Annotated in this window: 15 protein-coding genes, 1 tRNA gene and 1 pseudogene; 9 read left to right on the top strand and 8 right to left on the bottom strand. The window is 68.3% G+C overall.

All coding sequences use genetic code 11. The features are described 5' to 3' along the window. The coding region (locus ABDV68_RS12605) for a hypothetical protein (RefSeq protein ID WP_343520346.1) at nt 1-852 on the bottom strand (852 nt) is incomplete at its 3' end. Here ABDV68_RS12605 and cysD point away from each other — a divergent pair. From cysD to ABDV68_RS12630, 5 genes and pseudogenes are all read left to right on the top strand, one after another. Then, nucleotides 817-1,440 (top strand): annotated as a pseudogene (gene cysD, locus ABDV68_RS12610) (sulfate adenylyltransferase subunit CysD); the annotation flags it as partial. The gene ABDV68_RS12605 and the pseudogene cysD overlap by 36 nt on opposite strands. Then, complete coding sequence (gene cysN, locus ABDV68_RS12615) at nt 1,440-3,353, top strand: sulfate adenylyltransferase subunit CysN (RefSeq protein ID WP_343520348.1); 1,914 nt, start codon at nt 1,440-1,442, stop codon at nt 3,351-3,353. The pseudogene cysD and the gene cysN, both read left to right, overlap by 1 nt. 37 nt (nt 3,354-3,390) lie before the next feature. Further along, complete coding sequence (locus ABDV68_RS12620; protein WP_343520350.1) at nt 3,391-3,558, top strand: hypothetical protein; 168 nt, start codon at nt 3,391-3,393, stop codon at nt 3,556-3,558. A 35-nt stretch (nt 3,559-3,593) separates the two neighbouring features. Continuing rightward, on the top strand, nt 3,594-4,313 hold the full coding sequence (locus ABDV68_RS12625) for a 3'(2'),5'-bisphosphate nucleotidase CysQ (RefSeq protein ID WP_343520352.1): 720 nt from the start codon (nt 3,594-3,596) through the stop codon (nt 4,311-4,313). Nucleotides 4,314-4,398: 85 nt separating this feature from the next. Continuing rightward, a complete protein-coding gene (locus tag ABDV68_RS12630; RefSeq protein ID WP_343520353.1) occupies nt 4,399-5,559 on the top strand; it encodes an SET domain-containing protein-lysine N-methyltransferase in 1,161 nt (386 codons plus the stop codon). On the opposite strand, the gene ABDV68_RS12635 is transcribed toward ABDV68_RS12630, so the two are convergent. The 3 genes from ABDV68_RS12635 to ABDV68_RS12645 form a co-directional block, all read right to left on the bottom strand. After that, a complete protein-coding gene (locus ABDV68_RS12635; protein ID WP_343520354.1) occupies nt 5,556-7,391 on the bottom strand; it encodes a CHASE4 domain-containing protein in 1,836 nt (611 codons plus the stop codon). The genes ABDV68_RS12630 and ABDV68_RS12635 overlap by 4 nt on opposite strands. Before the next feature lie 29 nt (nt 7,392-7,420). Continuing rightward, nucleotides 7,421-9,301, bottom strand: coding sequence for an EAL domain-containing protein (locus ABDV68_RS12640; protein WP_343520355.1), 1,881 nt, complete (start codon nt 9,299-9,301; stop codon nt 7,421-7,423). Between the two features lie 126 nt (nt 9,302-9,427). After that, nucleotides 9,428-9,504 (bottom strand) — tRNA-Arg (locus tag ABDV68_RS12645). 85 nt (nt 9,505-9,589) lie between these two features. On the opposite strand from ABDV68_RS12645, the gene ABDV68_RS12650 reads away from it, so the two are divergent. Beyond that, nucleotides 9,590-10,093: a hypothetical protein gene (locus ABDV68_RS12650; RefSeq protein ID WP_343520357.1), complete on the top strand. Its 504-nt coding sequence runs from the start codon at nt 9,590-9,592 to the stop codon at nt 10,091-10,093. Nucleotides 10,094-10,100: 7 nt separating this feature from the next. On the opposite strand, the gene ABDV68_RS12655 is transcribed toward ABDV68_RS12650, so the two are convergent. After that, nucleotides 10,101-10,502: a BLUF domain-containing protein gene (locus ABDV68_RS12655; RefSeq protein ID WP_343520359.1), complete on the bottom strand. Its 402-nt coding sequence runs from the start codon at nt 10,500-10,502 to the stop codon at nt 10,101-10,103. 255 nt (nt 10,503-10,757) lie between these two features. Between ABDV68_RS12655 and leuA the strand changes: the two genes are divergently transcribed. The 3 genes from leuA (at nt 10,758) to ABDV68_RS12670 (ending at nt 14,222) form a co-directional block, all read left to right on the top strand. Next, nucleotides 10,758-12,422 (top strand): 2-isopropylmalate synthase, encoded by a 1,665-nt coding sequence (gene leuA / locus ABDV68_RS12660; RefSeq protein WP_343520360.1) that lies wholly within the window; start codon nt 10,758-10,760, stop codon nt 12,420-12,422. 134 nt (nt 12,423-12,556) lie between these two features. Beyond that, a complete protein-coding gene (gene argJ, locus ABDV68_RS12665; RefSeq protein ID WP_343520361.1) occupies nt 12,557-13,780 on the top strand; it encodes a bifunctional glutamate N-acetyltransferase/amino-acid acetyltransferase ArgJ in 1,224 nt (407 codons plus the stop codon). Nucleotides 13,781-13,937: 157 nt separating this feature from the next. Beyond that, a complete protein-coding gene (locus tag ABDV68_RS12670; protein WP_343520362.1) occupies nt 13,938-14,222 on the top strand; it encodes a hypothetical protein in 285 nt (94 codons plus the stop codon). A 53-nt stretch (nt 14,223-14,275) separates the two neighbouring features. Here ABDV68_RS12670 and ABDV68_RS12675 read toward each other — a convergent pair whose 3' ends face one another. The 3 genes from ABDV68_RS12675 to ABDV68_RS12685 all read right to left on the bottom strand — a co-directional run. Continuing rightward, complete coding sequence (locus tag ABDV68_RS12675; protein ID WP_343520363.1) at nt 14,276-14,674, bottom strand: hypothetical protein; 399 nt, start codon at nt 14,672-14,674, stop codon at nt 14,276-14,278. Between the two features lies 1 nt (nt 14,675). Further along, entirely contained in the window at nt 14,676-15,002 is a 327-nt protein-coding gene (gene trxA / locus ABDV68_RS12680) for a thioredoxin (protein WP_343520364.1), read from the bottom strand. A gap of 53 nt (nt 15,003-15,055) precedes the next feature. Then, a partial coding sequence (locus ABDV68_RS12685) for a PD-(D/E)XK nuclease family protein (protein WP_343520365.1) occupies nt 15,056-16,233 on the bottom strand: 1,178 nt, incomplete at its 5' end.

The raw sequence follows: 16,233 nt of genomic DNA on the forward strand, positions 1-16,233 counted from the left end.
CTTCCACGGGCCGGTGTCGCCGAAAGTCCACGTGAGGCCGACCTGACGGTCGATCGCGTGGGAAAGCCTCTGTGGGAACCCGAGATACGGCTGCACCATGCTGTTGCCGACCACCTGCACCGGCGGCGGCCCATTGTCGACGAGCCCCTGCGGCGGCACGACCGTGCGCACGATGAAATGATCCTTGCCGACCGTTTTCTTCCGCTCGGCCGGCAGCAGCGCAGCAAGGTCGCCATAGCGGACTTCTTCCTGCCATTTACCGAGCCGGTCGCCGCCGGCCGCGCCCTTGAGCGCACCCGATGCGGTGAGGCGCTGCGCGACACGGTCCGCGACCGCTTCAGCGGAATGGCCACTCCAGTGATAGTCGGCGCGAATGTACTTTTCCTGCGACGCATCGACCGCCGCAATGGCCGCAGCCGAATCGACGATCGCGAGATTCAGCGACTCGGCGTGCGTGCGCATCGCGTCGAAACGCGCGTTGACGCCGGCCGACATCGCCATGCCGTCGGGCAGATTCTCCGCGCACGAGCGCGCCTTCAGCGGCGCAATCACGACGACGCTGGCGATGCCGCGCGCGGCCAGCTTGTCCGTCGTCTGGTGAATCAGATCGATCGCTTTCAGACAGGCCGGCGTCTGATCGTCGGTGAGACTTTCCCAGCCGGGATAGAGCCACAGATCGCGGCCTTCGATCACGCTCGTCTGCCCGGCCGCGGCCGCGCGGCGCGGCATCAGCGACACGCCGCCGGCGAACGGCGCGGCAGCCAGTGCGAGCACGAGACGGCGACGGCGAGCGTCCTGCAGGCCGGGTTCGGCGCCGAAGCCGAGGCGCGCGGGATCAACCCGTTCGACCATGGCGGGCTGCACACCGACATGTGGAAGACCGAGGGCCTGAAGCAGGCGCTCGACAAATACGGCTTCGACGCGGCGTTCGGCGGCGCGCGGCGCGACGAGGAGAAGAGCCGCGCCAAGGAGCGCGTGTTCAGCTTCCGCTCGGCCAGCCACCGCTGGGATCCCAAGGCGCAGCGCCCCGAGCTGTGGCGGCTGTACAATGCGCGCAAGGCCAAGGGCGAGAGCATGCGGGTGTTCCCGATCTCCAACTGGACCGAGCTCGACATCTGGCAGTACATCCGCGCCGAGGGGATCGAGATCGTCCCGCTCTACTTCGCCGCGCCGCGTCCGACGGTGGTGCGCGACGGCCTCATCCTGATGGTCGACGACGACCGCTTCCCGCTCGCCGGAGAGACCCCGGTCGAGCGCTCGATCCGCTTCCGCACGCTCGGCTGCTACCCGCTGACCGGCGCGGTCGAGAGCGAGGCCGCGACGCTCGACGACGTGATCCAGGAGATGCTCCTCACCACCACCAGCGAGCGCCAGGGCCGCGCGATCGACCACGACCAGGCCGCGTCGATGGAGAAGAAGAAGCAGGAGGGGTATTTCTGATGACCTCCAGCTACCGCCCCGACGCGCTGATCGCGTCCGACATCGGCGCCTATCTCGCGCAGCACCAGTCGAAGTCGCTGCTGCGCTTCATCACCTGCGGCAGCGTCGACGACGGCAAGTCCACGCTGATCGGGCGGCTGCTCTACGACAGCAAGATGATCTTCGAGGACCAGCTTGCCGCGCTCGAGGCCGACAGCAAGCGCGTCGGCACGCAGGGGCAGGAGATCGACTTCGCGCTGCTCGTCGACGGCCTCGCCGCCGAGCGTGAACAGGGCATCACGATCGACGTCGCCTATCGCTTCTTCGCGACCGAGAAGCGCAAGTTCATCGTCGCCGACACGCCCGGCCACGAGCAGTACACGCGCAACATGGTCACCGGCGCTTCGACCGCCGACCTCGCCGTGATCCTGATCGACGCGCGCAAGGGCGTGCTGACCCAGACGCGGCGGCACAGCTACCTCGCGCACCTGATCGGCATCCGCCACATCGTGCTCGCGGTGAACAAGATGGACCTTGTCGGCTATGACCAGGCGGAGTTCGACGCGATCGTCGCCGACTATCGCGAGTTCGCGACCTCGATCGGCATCGACGATTTCACCGCGATCCCGATCTCGGGGTTCAAGGGCGACAACATCACCGGCCCCAGCGGCAACACGCCCTGGTACGCCGGTCCCGCGTTGATCGAGCATCTCGAGACCGTCCCGGTCGGCGGCGACGGCGGCGCGCAGCCGTTCCGCATGCCGGTGCAATGGGTCAACCGCCCCAATCTCGACTTCCGCGGATTCGCGGGAACGATCGCCAGCGGCACGGTCAAGCCGGGCGATGCCGTGCGCATCCTGCCTTCGGGCCGCACCACGACCATCGCGCGCGTCGTCACCTTCGACGGCGACCTCGACCAGGCCGGCCGCGACCAGTCGGTCACCCTGACCCTCGCCGACGAAGTCGATTGCTCGCGTGGCGACGTGATCGCCGCAGCCGGCGATCCGCCCGAAGTCGCCGACCAGTTCAGCGCCACCCTGGTGTGGATGGACCAGCAGGAGCTCCTCCCCGGACGCAGCTACTGGCTCAAGCTCGGCACCCAGACGGTGAGCGCGATGGTGCGCGAGCCCGACCACGCGATCGACGTCAACACGCTGGCAAAGCTCTCCGCCAAGACCCTGAATCTCAACGACATCGGCATCGCCGAGATCGCGACCGACCGCGGCGTCGTGTTCGAGCCCTACGAGCAGGATCGCGATCTGGGCGGCTTCATCCTGATCGACAAGCTGACCAACGCCACCGTCGCCGCCGGCATGATCCGCCACGCGCTGCGCCGCGCGCAGAACGTCCACTGGCAGGCGGTCGAGATCACGCGCGACCTTCATGCGGCGCAAAAGGGCCAGCATCCGCGCCTGCTCTGGTTCACCGGCCTGTCGGGCTCGGGCAAGTCGACCATCGCCAACCTGGTCGAGAAGAAGCTGCACGCGATGGGCAAGCACAGCTTCCTGCTCGATGGCGACAATATCCGCCATGGCCTCAACCGCGACCTGAGCTTCAGCGACGCCGACCGGGTCGAGAACATCCGCCGCGTCGGCGAGGTCGCCAAGCTGATGGCGGACGCCGGCCTGATCGTGCTCACCGCCTTCATCTCGCCGTTCCGCGCCGAGCGCGAAATGGTGCGCAACATGATGCCGGAGGGCGAGTTCTTCGAGATCCACATCGACACGCCGATCGAAGAGGCCGAGCGCCGCGACGTGAAAGGCCTCTACAAAAAAGCGCGCGCCGGCGAGATCGCCAATTTCACTGGAATTTCAAGCCCCTATGAAACACCGTTGAATCCGGAAATCCGGATCGACACCACGCGGACCAGTCCGGAGGAAGCTGCGGAATTGATCATCGAGAGCATCCTCGGTATTTGGTCTCCGGTGCTTTGACGCGCATGTTCGCCGCGTCCGTTAGTGGAGTTGAGTTTTGCCAGACCTCGAGGTCCGCGAGTGGATTGCCTATGGCATGCTCGCTACCCTGTTCGCAGGAGCGGCGGCCGCCGCGCTCGTCTATCGTCACAAGGCGCACTGGCGCAGATTGCGCATGGCGGGCAACTCCAGGGCCAAACGCCGCGAGTTTGAGCGCCGCCGCTGAATCCTCGCTGATTTCTCTCGCGATCGGAGCCCCGCATGGATGACGCGCGCCTGGCGCATGCCGTGGCCGAGGCCGCGGGCAAGCTGCTGTTGCGGATCCAGGACGAGGATGCCGACGGCGCGCGCGGCGACCACGAGGCCAATCGCCTGATCCTCGACATGCTGCGCGAAGCGCGGCCCGACGATCCGATCCTCTCGGAGGAATCCGCGGACGATCCCGCGCGGCTCGCCTCGCGCCGGGTGTGGATCGTCGATCCGCTCGACGGCACGCGCGAGTTCGCCGAGGGCCGCGACGACTGGGCGGTGCATGTCGCGCTGGCGATCGACGGCGTCCCGGCGGTCGGCGCGGTCGCCCTGCCCCGCCGTGGCATCACGCTTTCGAGCGACGCCCCGCCCGCGCTCAAGCCCGCCGTGACGCCGCCGCGCATGCTGGTCAGCCGGACCCGGCCGAGCGCGCTCTGCGCCGCGGTGTCGCAGGCGCTTCCCGCCGATACCGTCGGCATGGGCTCGGCCGGCGCCAAGGCGATGGCGGTGGTTCTCGGCGAGGCCGAGATCTACCTGCATTCGGGCGGGCAGCACCAATGGGACAATTGCGCCCCGGTCGCGGTGGCGCTCGCCGCCGGCCTCCATGCCTCGCGCATCGACGGCTCGCCGCTGGTCTACAACCAGCCGGGATCGAGCCTCCCCGATCTGCTGATCTGTCGGCGCGAATTCGCGGATTCGGTACTCGCTTTGGTTGCCAGGCACGAGCTCTGAATCGCCGCGACTCGTGGAGTCGGCACGAGTCGCGCTTTGACGAAGGTTACCGGATAAGGTAAACAGCCCTTGGCAAGGGGGGCTGATGACGACCGATTTCTGGTTCGTGCTGGCGATGGGATTCAGCTTCGCGGCCTATGCGGTGTATCTGCTCGGCATGCGGCGGGAGATCGTCCAGCCCAACCGCGCCTCCTGGCTGATCTGGAGCGCATCCGCCACGGTCGAGGCGCTGACCTATCACGCGGTCAATCCCGGCTCGCCGCAAGGGTGGGTGTTCCTGCTCTCCGCCGCCTGCTGCATCGTCGTGACGACCGCGCTATGGCGCCGCTCCAACTGGGCACCGCCGACAAATGTCGAATCCGCATGTATGGCCGCCTGTCTGGTCGCGCTGATCATCTGGGTCGTGTTCCGCGAGGCGTTCTGGGCGCACATGCTGGTCGTCGCCGCCGTGCCGGTGAGCTTCTGGCCGACCTGGGCGAGCGTGTGGAAGGACCGCAGCCGCGAGCGCTCGCCCGCCTGGGGCCTGTGGACGCTCGGCGATCTCGCCACCTTGCTCGTCGCGGCGCGCGCCGGCGGCACCGGATTCGACGAGTTCGCCTATATCTTCGTCGAGCTCGCCTGCCATGCCAGCATCTGGTTCCTGATCGGGCTCGCCACGATCAACCCGCTGCGCTCGCTTGGCTGGAAGCGCGGCGGCTTCCTGATCCTCGACCGCTACCGCCCCGCGCGCAATCTGTTCGCGGTCGGCGAGAATCATCTCGGCAAGGCGGTCTATGCCACCTGCCGCTTCGCCGAGGGCGCCGAGCTGATGCGCTTCACCGGCCGCCGCTTTCACGTCACCCAGGTGCCGAGCCTGATGCGCGGCAGCGACGATCGCTTCGTCCAGGTGACCCCGGACCATTATATGGGCCCGTCGGGCCAGCTCGACGATCTGGTCAATCATAGCTGCGATCCCAATGCCGGTTTGCGCTTCACCGAGGATGGGGTGATCCTCGTCGCGCTGCGGGCGATCGCGGCAGGCGACGAGATCAGCTGGGACTATTCGACCACGCTCGCCCAGTCGAACTGGCACATGATCTGCCAGTGCCGCTCGGACAGCTGTCGTCGCGTGATCGGCAATTTCGACACGCTCGATCCCGACCGCCAGGAATTCTTCCGCGCCCGCAACCTCGTCGCGCCGTACCTGCGGCGGAAGGACGCGGTGGCGGCTGACAAGCACAGCGGCTGGAAGTCGTCGGTCGCCTAGGCCGCCATCCCCTCGCGCATCGTTTCCGATGCCTGCAGCATCAGCACCGCGCGCGCGCCCTGTCCCTTGCCGTCGCTGCGCAGCGCCAGGCTGCCGCCCATCGCGACCATCGAATTGGCGCACCAGTGCAGCCCCAGCCCGCCCGACTTCTGCGCGCGCGTGGAATAGCCGCGCTGGAACAACCGGGCCGCGGTGTCCGGGTCGAAACCCTCGCCATCGTCGCGGATCGTCACCTCGACCTGGCCGTCAAGGTCACGGATCGTGACCCAGATGCTCCCGCCTTCCCGTCCCGTCGCGGCGATCGCTTCGGCGGCATTGGCGAACAAATTGCCGACCACCTGGCTCAGCAGCACGCGGTTGGCCATCACCCAATGCGGCTTGGACGGGAAGTGGAAGGCGATCGAGCTGCCGCCCGAATAGCGCGCGATCGTGGCGTTGCGCGCGACGATGTCGGTGACGTTGCAGCTGTCGAGCGGGGGGCGCTCATGCGCCTGCTCCTGCTGCCGGCCGATGATCTCGAGCACATTGTGCAGGGCGTCGCGGCCGATCTCCATCTGCGCGGCGCGTTCGGCGCGCGCCCGCGCCTCGCTCTCCAGCGCGGCGGCGACGAAGGCGGCGAGCTTCTGTCGCCGCGCCGCGGGAATGCCCTCATCGGCCAGTTCGGCGAGTGCACGGTCGAGCAGCGCGCGGTCGGCGACCGGTGCGGGGTTCAGCCCCTGGCTCAGCACCGTACTGATCGGATTGAGCGCGTTGCGCACATTGTGCATCACCGCGACTGCGCTTTCCGACTGGCCGAGCTCGAACGACTGGACCTCGACCTGCTCGCGCAGATCCTTGAGCTGGCTCAACATCGCGTTGAAATTGGCCACCAGGCTGCCGATCTCGTCGCCGCGCGGCGCTTCGGTGAGCGGCATCAGATTTCCCGAGCGCCGCACCACGCCCATGTGGCGCTCGACGCGGTTGAGCGGGCGCAGCACCAGCCGCGCGATCATCAGGCTCAGCACCCCCATCACGATCAGCAGCAGCAGGATCGTGCCGCCGACCGCCAGCACCAGCATGTTGCGCCCCAGCGCCGACAGGTCGCGCGGGACCTGATAGGTCGCGCTCGCGACCGGCGCGCCGTCGGCGCCGCGCACCGGCACCGCCACGTCGAGCGCCTGCCCGTGCCGGATCACCGTCGCATCGGGCACCGGATGCGGCACGTCGAGCACCGCCTTGACCTGAAGCAGAGTGGAGAGTTGCTCGGAGGTGATCAGGCGCGCCATCACCACATGCCCCCGCACCGGACCGGTGCCGTCGGTGCGGCGCACCTGCGCGACGCCGATCGCCGCGATCCGGTCGCCGAGGCGGACGTAGAAGCTCGCCGAATTGTCGTTGGCGAGCACCCGCGCGAGGTCGATCCGGGCGACTGCGGCAAGCATGCGCGCGCGCATCTCGGGCACGTCGCGACCGCTGTCGATGTCGAGCCAGCGCGCGATCACGACCTTATCCTGCGGCGTCACATAGGCCATGCCGTTGACGCCGAGGTTGATCATCGCCCAGGTCGCGAAGCTATCCTCCTCGAACGCCTTGTTCGGCGTCTGCATGTAATCGTAGCTCGCATTCCAGTCGCCATAGTCGCGCACCGACGCCTCGACCTTGGAGGCATATTCGGTCAGCGCCGCGCGTGTGCGCTCGACATGCGCGTCGGCGGCCGCCTGTTCGAGCTTGTCGAACCCCGGGGTGATGACCAGCGCGAGCAGCAGCGTCACCGCCCCCGCCCCGACCAGCGCCACACCGGTCAGGATCGCGACCAGCTTGGCGCCCAGCGACACGGGAAGACGGTGGCGCAACCTCAGGATCGCTGCGCGAAGCCCCGGCATCAGCCCTCGGTGCCGTTGCCGGGCACCGCCAGCTCGACCTCGACGGGGGCCGGGGCGGCCGGCGCCATGAAGCGCTCGTGCGCGAGCTCGGCCGCGACATCGGCCTCGAGCGGCCGCGCGAGATAATAGCCCTGGTAATGGCTGCACCCGGCAAGCTGCAGCGCGTGCAGGTGCGCGTCGGTCTCGACCCCCTCCGCCACCACTTCCATGCCCAGCGCGCGGCCGAGATGGATGATCGAATGAACGATCGCCGCGCTCTCGCGCTCCTTGCCCATCCCGTCGATGAAGCTCTTGTCGATCTTCAGGCAATCGAGCGCGAACTTGCGGATGTTGTAGAGCGAGGAATAGCCGGTGCCGAAATCGTCGAGCGCGATGCGGAAGCCCATCTGGCGCAGGCGGTAGAGCGTGTCGGCCGCGCGCTCGGCATCGTCGAAGATCGCGGTCTCGGTGATCTCGATCTGCAGCCGGCCCGGCTCGATCCCCGCGCGCTGCACCCGCTCGACGACATGGCCGACGAAATTCTGGCGGCGGAACTGGCGCGGCGAGAAATTCACCGAGACATATTGACCCGGCCATTGCCGGAGCGTCTTCAGCGCCGCGTCGAGCACCCAGTCGCCGAGCTCGTGGATCAGGTTCGATTCCTCGGCGATCGGGATGAACAGGGCCGGCGAGATGCCGCCATATTCGGGGCTCTCCCAGCGCAGCAGCGCCTCGAACGCGACGACTTCCATCTCGTCGCGCGCGACGATCGGCTGGAAGACGAGGCGCAGCTCGCCGTTCGCGATCGCCTGGCTCAGCCCGCCCTCGATCCGGCGGCGGAAGCGGATCGATTCGTCCATGCTCTCGTCGAACACGCGCACCACGCCGCGGCCGGCCTTCTTGGATTCGTTGAGCGCGAGGTCGGCACGGCGCATCACGTCGATCGGGTCGTGCTGCATGCCCGGCTGGACGATGACCAGCCCGGCCGAGGCCGATCCCTGCACCGAATGGCCGAACACGGTGAAGGTCGTGGCGCAGGCGAGCAGCAGCCGCTCGACCGCCATCACCGCCTCGTCCTCGCCGGTCACCTTGATCAGCACCGCGAACTCGTCGCCGCCGAGCCGCGCGACGAACGCGCCTTGGGGCGCGGTTTCCTGCACCACGCCGCAAACCATGCGGATCAGCTCGTCGCCGGCGAGGTGCCCGAACGTGTCGTTGACCAGCTTGAACCGGTCGAGGTCCATCATCGCCATCGCGAAAATGTCGGGCCCGCGCACATGATCGGTCAGCGCGCGCATGAAGGCGAGCCGGTTGGGCGCGTCGGTCAGGCTGTCGTGATTGGCGAGATGGGTGGCCTTGCTCTCGTTCGCGGCGAGCTCGGCCTTCTGCTCCTGAAGCAGCACCATCGCCGCCGCGAGCTCGCGGTCGACCTGCCAGCGTTTGCCCAGCGCGGTCGCGGTCTGCACCACTTCCTCGGCCTGGAACGGCTTGGCGATGTAGAAGATCTTGTCCGCCGGGCCCGCGGCGCGGCTGATCTCGAGCGGGGAGAAGTCGGAGAAGCCGGTGACGATGACGAGGTTGATCTCGGGATCGATCGCGCGGATCCGCTTCGCGGTCTCCTTGCCGTCGATCCCCGGCGGCATGCGGACGTCGATGAAGGCGACCGCGAACCGCTCGCCGCGCTCGAGGCCCGAAGCGACCGCCGCCACGCCTTCGGCGCCCTGCATGCAATGCACCGTCTCGAACTTGACCGGCTCTTCGCGCGCGGTCGCCGGATCGTCGCCGAACAGCTCCGCCGCCATCGCGTCGAGCGCCGCGCCCTGCTCCCGGCTCGCGCCGCCGAAGCACTGGCGATAGGACTCGTGCATCCCCGGCTCGTCGTCCACGATCAGAATGCGCAAGGCGAACGTCCCCTCTTTCAGCCTTGCGATGGCGTAAGCACACAGGGTTAAGGTGGCGTAAAAGGGTTAACGCGCGCCGGAAACGACAAAGCCCCGCTTTCCTGGTCGGGAAAGCGGGGCTTTGAATGGCGCGCCCGGAACGATTCGAACGTCCGACCCTCAGATTCGTAGTCTGATGCTCTATCCAGCTGAGCTACGGGCGCGCAGTGGAGGGGCGCAGATAGAAGCGCTTTCCGGGAAACGCAAGCCCGTTGCGCACGCTTTCTTCGCGGCATAGACCGTCGGGCGATGCGATCCCTTCCCGCCCTCGCCGCGCTCGTCTTCGTCGCCACGCCGCTCACGGCCTGCACCGTGGAGAATGACGGTTATCCCTCGCTGCTACCCCGCCCGATCGAGAGCCGCGACGACGCCGAGCCAGTGCGACCCGATCCGGTCGTGGTGCCCGACGCCGCGCTCGATGCGCGCATCGCCCAGAAGCGCGAGGCCGCCGCGGCAGCCGCCAAGCGCTTCCAGGAAGCCGCGATCGCCGCCGAGTCCCGCGTCGCGGTCGCGCGCGGCGTGGCCGAGGGCAGCGAGGCGTGGATCGCCGCCCAGTCCGCGCTCGCCGAACTCGACTCGATCCGTGGCGAAACGGTCCAGCTGGTCAGCGACCTCGAGGAGGAAGCTTCGCAGCGCGCGCAGGCCGGCACGCCTGCCTATCCCGCGCTCGACGCCGCGATCGCCGAGATCGAGGCCTTGGCCACCAGCCAGGCGGAGCGGGCTACGGCGCTCGAGGCCGCCCTCGCCGGCTGATTCCGCGTCAGGCGGCTTCGCGCGCCGACACCAGCTCCAGGAACGGTGCGCGAATCTCCTCCGCGGCACTCGCCATCATCCGCCGCACGCGCTGATCGTGCACATCGGCGAGCACGTCGCTGGTCTTGTGCGCCATCGCCCAATAGCCGAACTCGCGCCGCTCGACCGTGCGTTCCAGGATCGTCACGATCGCGCGGTGGCGGGTGTCGTTGCGAATGCGGGCATAGCAGGCCTCGACCGCCTCCTCCCCGCCCTCGAGCACTTGCAGGAAGCGCTCGCCGTCGGTCCATAGCAGTCCGGTGATCCCGTCGAGCGCGTTGTTGTGACGCGACTGTTCGAGGATACCGGTCACGTCGGCCGGCTGGCCGTCGGTCCGCGCATTGACGCTGGCGTAGAGAATTTGCTTCATCTTACAGCAGCTTGGGCGTACAAAGCCGTGCTTGCAATAGATCAAGATCAAGCTGCCCGACAAATCCTCGGCCGGTCTGGACATTTCCCGTCGCGCCGGTCTATCTGCGGGGTCAGATGTTGCGCACGCTCCGCCTTCGCCTGCTTCGACTTACGCGCCCTTAGGCGCGTGACCTCGCGTGGCCGCTGCGCCGCGCACACGGCCTAAGGGCAAAGCGAACCCCGACCGCCACGACTTATCGAAGCGAGACCGCAAATGTTGCGCGACCCCAGCGTCAAATACCGCCCCTTCCCCCAGGTCGATCTGCCCGACCGGCAATGGCCGAGCCGCACCATCGCCCACGCCCCGCGCTGGCTCTCCACCGACATGCGCGACGGCAATCAGGCGCTGATCGACCCGATGGACGCCGAGAAGAAGACTCGCTTCTTCGAGCTGCTGTGCCGGGTCGGGATCAAGGAGATCGAGGTCGGCTTCCCCAGCGCCGGTGCGACCGAGTTCGACTTCATCTCCGGCCTGGTGCGCGAGAACCGCATCCCGGACGACGTGATTGTCCAGGTGCTCACGCAATCGCGCCGCGACCTGATCGAGACCAGCTTCGAGAGCCTGCGCGGCGCGCCCAGGGCGATCGTCCATCTCTACAACGCGGTCTCGCCCGCGTGGCGGCGGATCGTGTTCGGGATGAGCCGCGAGGAGATCAAGGGCATCGCAGTCGAGGGTGCCAAGGTGCTTCGCGACTGCGCTGCCGCCCAGCCCGATACCGACTGGCATTTCCAGTACAGCCCCGAGACCTTCTCGACCGCCGAGCTCGACTTCTCGGTCGAGGTGTGTGCGGCGGTGATGGACGTGCTCCAGCCGACCGCGGAAAAACCGATTATCTTCAACCTGCCCGCAACGGTCGAGGCGGCGACGCCCAACATCTATGCCGACCAGATCGAGTGGTTCTGCCGCAACATCCCCAATCGCGATGCGGTGGTGGTGTCGCTGCACACCCACAACGACCGCGGCACCGGCGTGGCGGCGGCCGAACTGGGGCTGATGGCCGGCGCCGACCGGGTCGAGGGCTGCCTGCTCGGCAATGGCGAGCGCACCGGCAATTGCGACCTCGTGACCGTCGCGCTCAATCTCTACACGCAGGGCGTGAACCCCGGGCTCGACTTCTCCGACATCGACGAGGTCGTGAACACGGTGCAATATTGCACCAACATTCCCGTCCACCCGCGCACGCCCTATGCCGGCGACCTGGTGTTCACCGCCTTCTCGGGCAGCCACCAGGACGCGATCAAGAAGGGCTTCGTCGCGCAGGAAGCGCGCAACGACGAATATTGGGAGGTGCCCTACCTTCCGATCGATCCCGCCGATCTCGGCCGCAGCTACGAGGCGGTGATCCGCGTCAACTCGCAGTCGGGCAAGGGCGGCGTCGCGTGGGTGCTGGAGCAGGACAAGGGCCTCAAGTTGCCCAAGCGGCTCCAGGCCGATTTCAGCCGCCACGTCCAGCGGCTGGCCGACGAGAGCAGCCGCGAGCTCAACGCGCAGGACATCTGGCGCGCGTTCGTCGAAGCCTATCGCCTCGAGCATCCGCAGCGCTTCACGCTCGGCGCCTATGACGAGACGCGCGCAGCGAACGGCGAGCGCATCTTCGCCGGGTCGATCGAGGTCGATGGCGTGCAGCAGTCGGTGAGCGGGCGCGGCAACGGCCTGATCTCCAGCGTCGTCGCCGCGATGCGCGAGGGCTTCGGAGTCGATCTCGACATCGCCGACTATGCCGAACACGCGATCGGCCACGGCTCGGGCGCGCAGGCGGCCGCCTATGTCGAATGCCGCACCGCCGACGGGCGTACCGTGTGGGGCGTCGGGATCGACGAGGACGTCGCCACGGCGAGCGTCCGCGCGGTGCTCAGCGCCGCGGGTGCCGTTCAGTAGCCGCATTCGTCACCCCGGCCTTGTGCCGGGGTCCACTGCGCGGCAAACGCCGCGTTCTCGCTGACAGGGCATGGCTTGCCCAGCCGTGGGCCCCGGCACAAGGCCGGGGTGACGGCGGAATTATAGGACTGAAGATGCAGCGCTCTCCCCTCGCCCCGCTCGGCTTCCCCTATCTCCCGCCGATCGCGGGCGTGACTCTGCGCGTCGCGCGAGCGCGGTACAAGGAATGGGATCGCTGCGACCTGACCTTCGTCACGCTCGACGAAGGCACCGCCGTCGCGGGCGTCACCACCACCAGCAAATGTCCCTCGCCCGAAGTGGAATGGTGCCGCGAGGCGCTGGTGCTGGGCAAGGCGCGTGCGCTGGTGGTCAATGCGGGCAACTCGAACGCCTTCACCGGCAACCGCGGCCGCGCGGCAGTCGAGGCGATCGCTGCCCGGGTCGCGGCGCATCTCGACTGCCAGCCCTCCGACGTGTTCGTCTCCTCGACCGGCGTGATCGGCGTGCCGCTCCCGATCGACAAGGCCGAGGCCGGACTCGACGCCGCTTTCGCCGCCGCGCCGTGCGGCTGGGAAGACGCGGCCGAGACGATCGGCACCACCGACACCTTCGCCAAGGGCGCCGTCACCACCGCGGTGGTCGGCGGCAAGACCGTATCGCTGGTCGGCATCATCAAGGGCAGCGGGATGATCGCGCCCGACATGGCGACGATGCTCGGCTATGTCTTCACCGACGCCGCGGTCGATCCCGCCTTTCTCCAGCGCGCGCTGTCCGACGCGAACGCGCGAAGCTTCTCGTGCATCACGGTCGACAGCGACACCTCGACCAGCGACACCGTGCTCGCCTTCGCCACCGGCACCGCGGGTAATACGCCGCTGGCGGACGAGGATGACGACGGCGCCGACGCCTTCCGCGCTGCGCTGGGCGACCTGTGCCTCCGCCTCGCGCATCTGGTGGTGCGCGACGGCGAGGGCGCCTCGAAGTTCATCCGCATCGACGTCGGCGGTGCCGAGAGCGACCGTAGCGCGCACCGGATCGCGCTGAGCATCGCCAACTCGCCGCTGGTGAAGACCGCGATCGCGGGCGAAGACGCAAATTGGGGCCGCATCGTCATGGCGATCGGCAAGGCCGGCGAGCCTGCCGACCGGGACCGGCTCGCGATCACCTTCGGCGGCGTGCAGGTGGCGCGGGGCGGGCTCGCGGTCGAGGGCTATGACGAAGCCCCCGTCGCGGCGCATTTGAAGGGCCAGGAGATCGAGATCGGCGTCGACCTTGGCCTCGGCGAAGGCCGCGCCACGGTGTGGACCTGCGACCTGACGCACGGCTACATCTCGATCAACGCGGACTATCGCAGCTAGCGTTGTCTGCCGCGGCCTTGGCACGATATAGGTTCGGTGCCTGCGGCGGCGTCCTGAACGCGGGATAAGCCGGCCGTCGCTACGGGTTCATGTAGCGTTGCGTATCTATGGTCATCCGCCTGGGGAACGTCCCCGGATGAGTACATGGAGAGTCGATATGCGAATCTTCGTTCTTGCAGCAACGCTGGGTGCCAGCCTGCTGGTGTCCGTCGCGCCTGCCGAAGCGCAACGTTATTACGGCTCGCGGCGCAGCGAGGTCCGGCAGGAGCAGCGCGAGTGCGCCCGCGAACTGCGCCGCGCCCGCAACCGCTACGAGTATCGCCGCGAGCAGCGCGAGTGCCGCCGCGAGATCGCCCGCGCCCGCGCCGGCTATCGCGACCATGATCGCCGCGGCTACCGTTACGATCGCGATCGCTACGACCGTTACGATCGCCGTTACTGAGCGCTCGGTCGAACTTACGAGGGGCGGGGCCAGGCCGGCTCCGCCCCCTTCGTTCAACGCGTGGGCCCGAGCCGCTCGATCCGTTCCAGTCTGGTCAGGCGGATCTCCGATTCGAAGACGCTCATATGGCCATAGCCGCAGACCGGCGCTCGCGAGGCCCGGCTGCGTTTCACGCCGCGGAAGACAAGGCGATACGCATCTCCCAGCCGGCGGCGCTTGATGCCGAATTTGGCGCCATGGGCGACGATGTCGGGCGCGAACCACACCCAGGGCCGTGCCTTGAGGTCAATGTCCGCCAGCGTCTTCGCGCCCTCGAAGAAGCGCTGACCTTCGAAATCGTCGACATAAATTCCGCTGAACCGCCGCTCCGGCTGGACGACCTCCCGCGGACAAGCCTGAACCGGGAGCGCCGGCCCGCCGGCGAGCACAAGCGCCAGCGCCCCCAGCATCATCTCAGACGACGCTTTCGATCCACGCCTTGAGCTTGGACTTGGTCGAGATCTCGGCGATGCCGATCTGCTGCGCGATCTTCTCGCCGTCCTTGTAGAGGAACAGCGTGGGGATGCCGCGGATGCCGAGGTTGCCCGGCGTGTCCGGATTCTCCTCGATATTGAGCTTGGTAATCGTCACCTTGTCGGCGAGTTCCTCGGCCAGCTCTTCCAGGCTCGGCCCGATGATCTTGCACGGCCCGCACCACTCGGCCCAGAAATCGACGAGGACGGGCTTGTCCGACTGAAGGACGTCGGCTTCGAAGCTTGCATCGGTAACGGCCTTGGCCATTTGAAATTCTCCTTGGTGTGCTGGCAGCAACCTAGGGAGGCGTCCCGTCCCCCTCAAGCGTTTGAGCTCAAGCTTTGCTCCGTGGCGGCGAAGCCGGACTTGTGCGCCGCGACCAGATCGTCGGGCAAGGCGAACAGCACCGGCCCGGCGGCATAGAGCAACCCCGCCTCGACCCGCCGCTCCGGGAACACCACCTCCAGTGCGGCGACATAGGCCGCCATCTGACGGACATGATAGGGCGGCACGTCCTCAAGCGATCCGGGCGCGCGCCGCCCGGTCTTGAAGTCCACCACGAGCACGCGATCGTCCGTCACCAGTAGCCGGTCGGCGGTGCCTGACACGACATGCCCGCCCGCCACCACCGCCGCGATCGGCGCCTCGGCCAGCGCATCCGGCCCGAACAGGTCGGCGAAGCGCGGATCCGCGAGCACGCCCAGCGCCGACGTTATCAGCTCGGCCCGCGCCGCGGGGTCGGTGACACGCCCGGCTTCCGCCAGCCAGCGCTCGGCGGCATCCATGCGCCGCTCGGGAGCGATCGAGGGAAGCCGCTCGAGCAACGCATGGATCAGCCGCCCACGCTCCGCCGCCGCGCGCAGCGCCGGCCCCGGCGGCGGATCGGCGATCAGATCGTCCCCCAGCGAGGATGGCGCGAGCGGCCGTGGCGGCCGGGCTTCCACGGGCGCCGGCCGCTTCGCCCAGCCGGGCAGCTCGACCGCCGCCTCGGCCACCGGCGCCCCGCGCGGTTTGCGTGCCACCGGCGCTCGCGGACGGCTGCCGGTGAACACCCGCACCTCCTCGCTTTCCGCCACGCCCAGCGCATCGAACGCCGCGCGCGAAGCCGCGTACCAGCTCGCGCCCGGCGCTTCGCCCTTGGCCTTGGGTCCGAGCGCGCCGGCGATCACCAGCCGCTCCTCGGCACGCGTCGCGGCGACGTAGAACAGCCGCCAATGCTCCTCCAGCTCGCGCGCTTCGGCCACCGTCACCGCCGCATCCACCGGCCCGCCGCGCTCGGCCTTGCCCGGCCGGAACACCGGGAAGGCCGGTCCGTCATGCCCCTCCGGCGCCCATTTGACGAAGTCGCCGCGATTGCCGCCCTGCGGATCGGCGGTGGCGTCCGCGAGGATCACCAACGGCGCCTGCAGTCCCTTGGCGCCGTGCGCGGTCATCACCCGCACCGCGTCCTGCGGCTGCGCCGCGTCGCGCACGATCTCGACATCGCCGCGGTCGAACC

The organism is Sphingomonas sp. (assembly GCF_039595165.1).
GTDB lineage: Bacteria > Pseudomonadota > Alphaproteobacteria > Sphingomonadales > Sphingomonadaceae > Sphingomonas.

What these genes read in the sequence shown, in the direction of transcription:
- ABDV68_RS12650 (WP_343520357.1), top strand. Translation starts at nt 9,590, where the DNA reads ATGCGATCCCTTCCCGCCCTCGCCGCGCTCGTCTTCGTCGCCACGCCG.
- ABDV68_RS12655 (WP_343520359.1), bottom strand. Translation starts at nt 10,502, where the DNA reads ATGAAGCAAATTCTCTACGCCAGCGTCAATGCGCGGACCGACGGCCAG.
- ABDV68_RS12675 (WP_343520363.1), bottom strand. Translation starts at nt 14,674, where the DNA reads ATGATGCTGGGGGCGCTGGCGCTTGTGCTCGCCGGCGGGCCGGCGCTC.
- ABDV68_RS12670 (WP_343520362.1), top strand. Translation starts at nt 13,938, where the DNA reads ATGCGAATCTTCGTTCTTGCAGCAACGCTGGGTGCCAGCCTGCTGGTG.
- argJ (WP_343520361.1), top strand. Translation starts at nt 12,557, where the DNA reads ATGCAGCGCTCTCCCCTCGCCCCGCTCGGCTTCCCCTATCTCCCGCCG.
- cysN (WP_343520348.1), top strand. Translation starts at nt 1,440, where the DNA reads ATGACCTCCAGCTACCGCCCCGACGCGCTGATCGCGTCCGACATCGGC.
- trxA (WP_343520364.1), bottom strand. Translation starts at nt 15,002, where the DNA reads ATGGCCAAGGCCGTTACCGATGCAAGCTTCGAAGCCGACGTCCTTCAG.
- ABDV68_RS12625 (WP_343520352.1), top strand. Translation starts at nt 3,594, where the DNA reads ATGGATGACGCGCGCCTGGCGCATGCCGTGGCCGAGGCCGCGGGCAAG.
- leuA (WP_343520360.1), top strand. Translation starts at nt 10,758, where the DNA reads ATGTTGCGCGACCCCAGCGTCAAATACCGCCCCTTCCCCCAGGTCGAT.
- ABDV68_RS12630 (WP_343520353.1), top strand. Translation starts at nt 4,399, where the DNA reads ATGACGACCGATTTCTGGTTCGTGCTGGCGATGGGATTCAGCTTCGCG.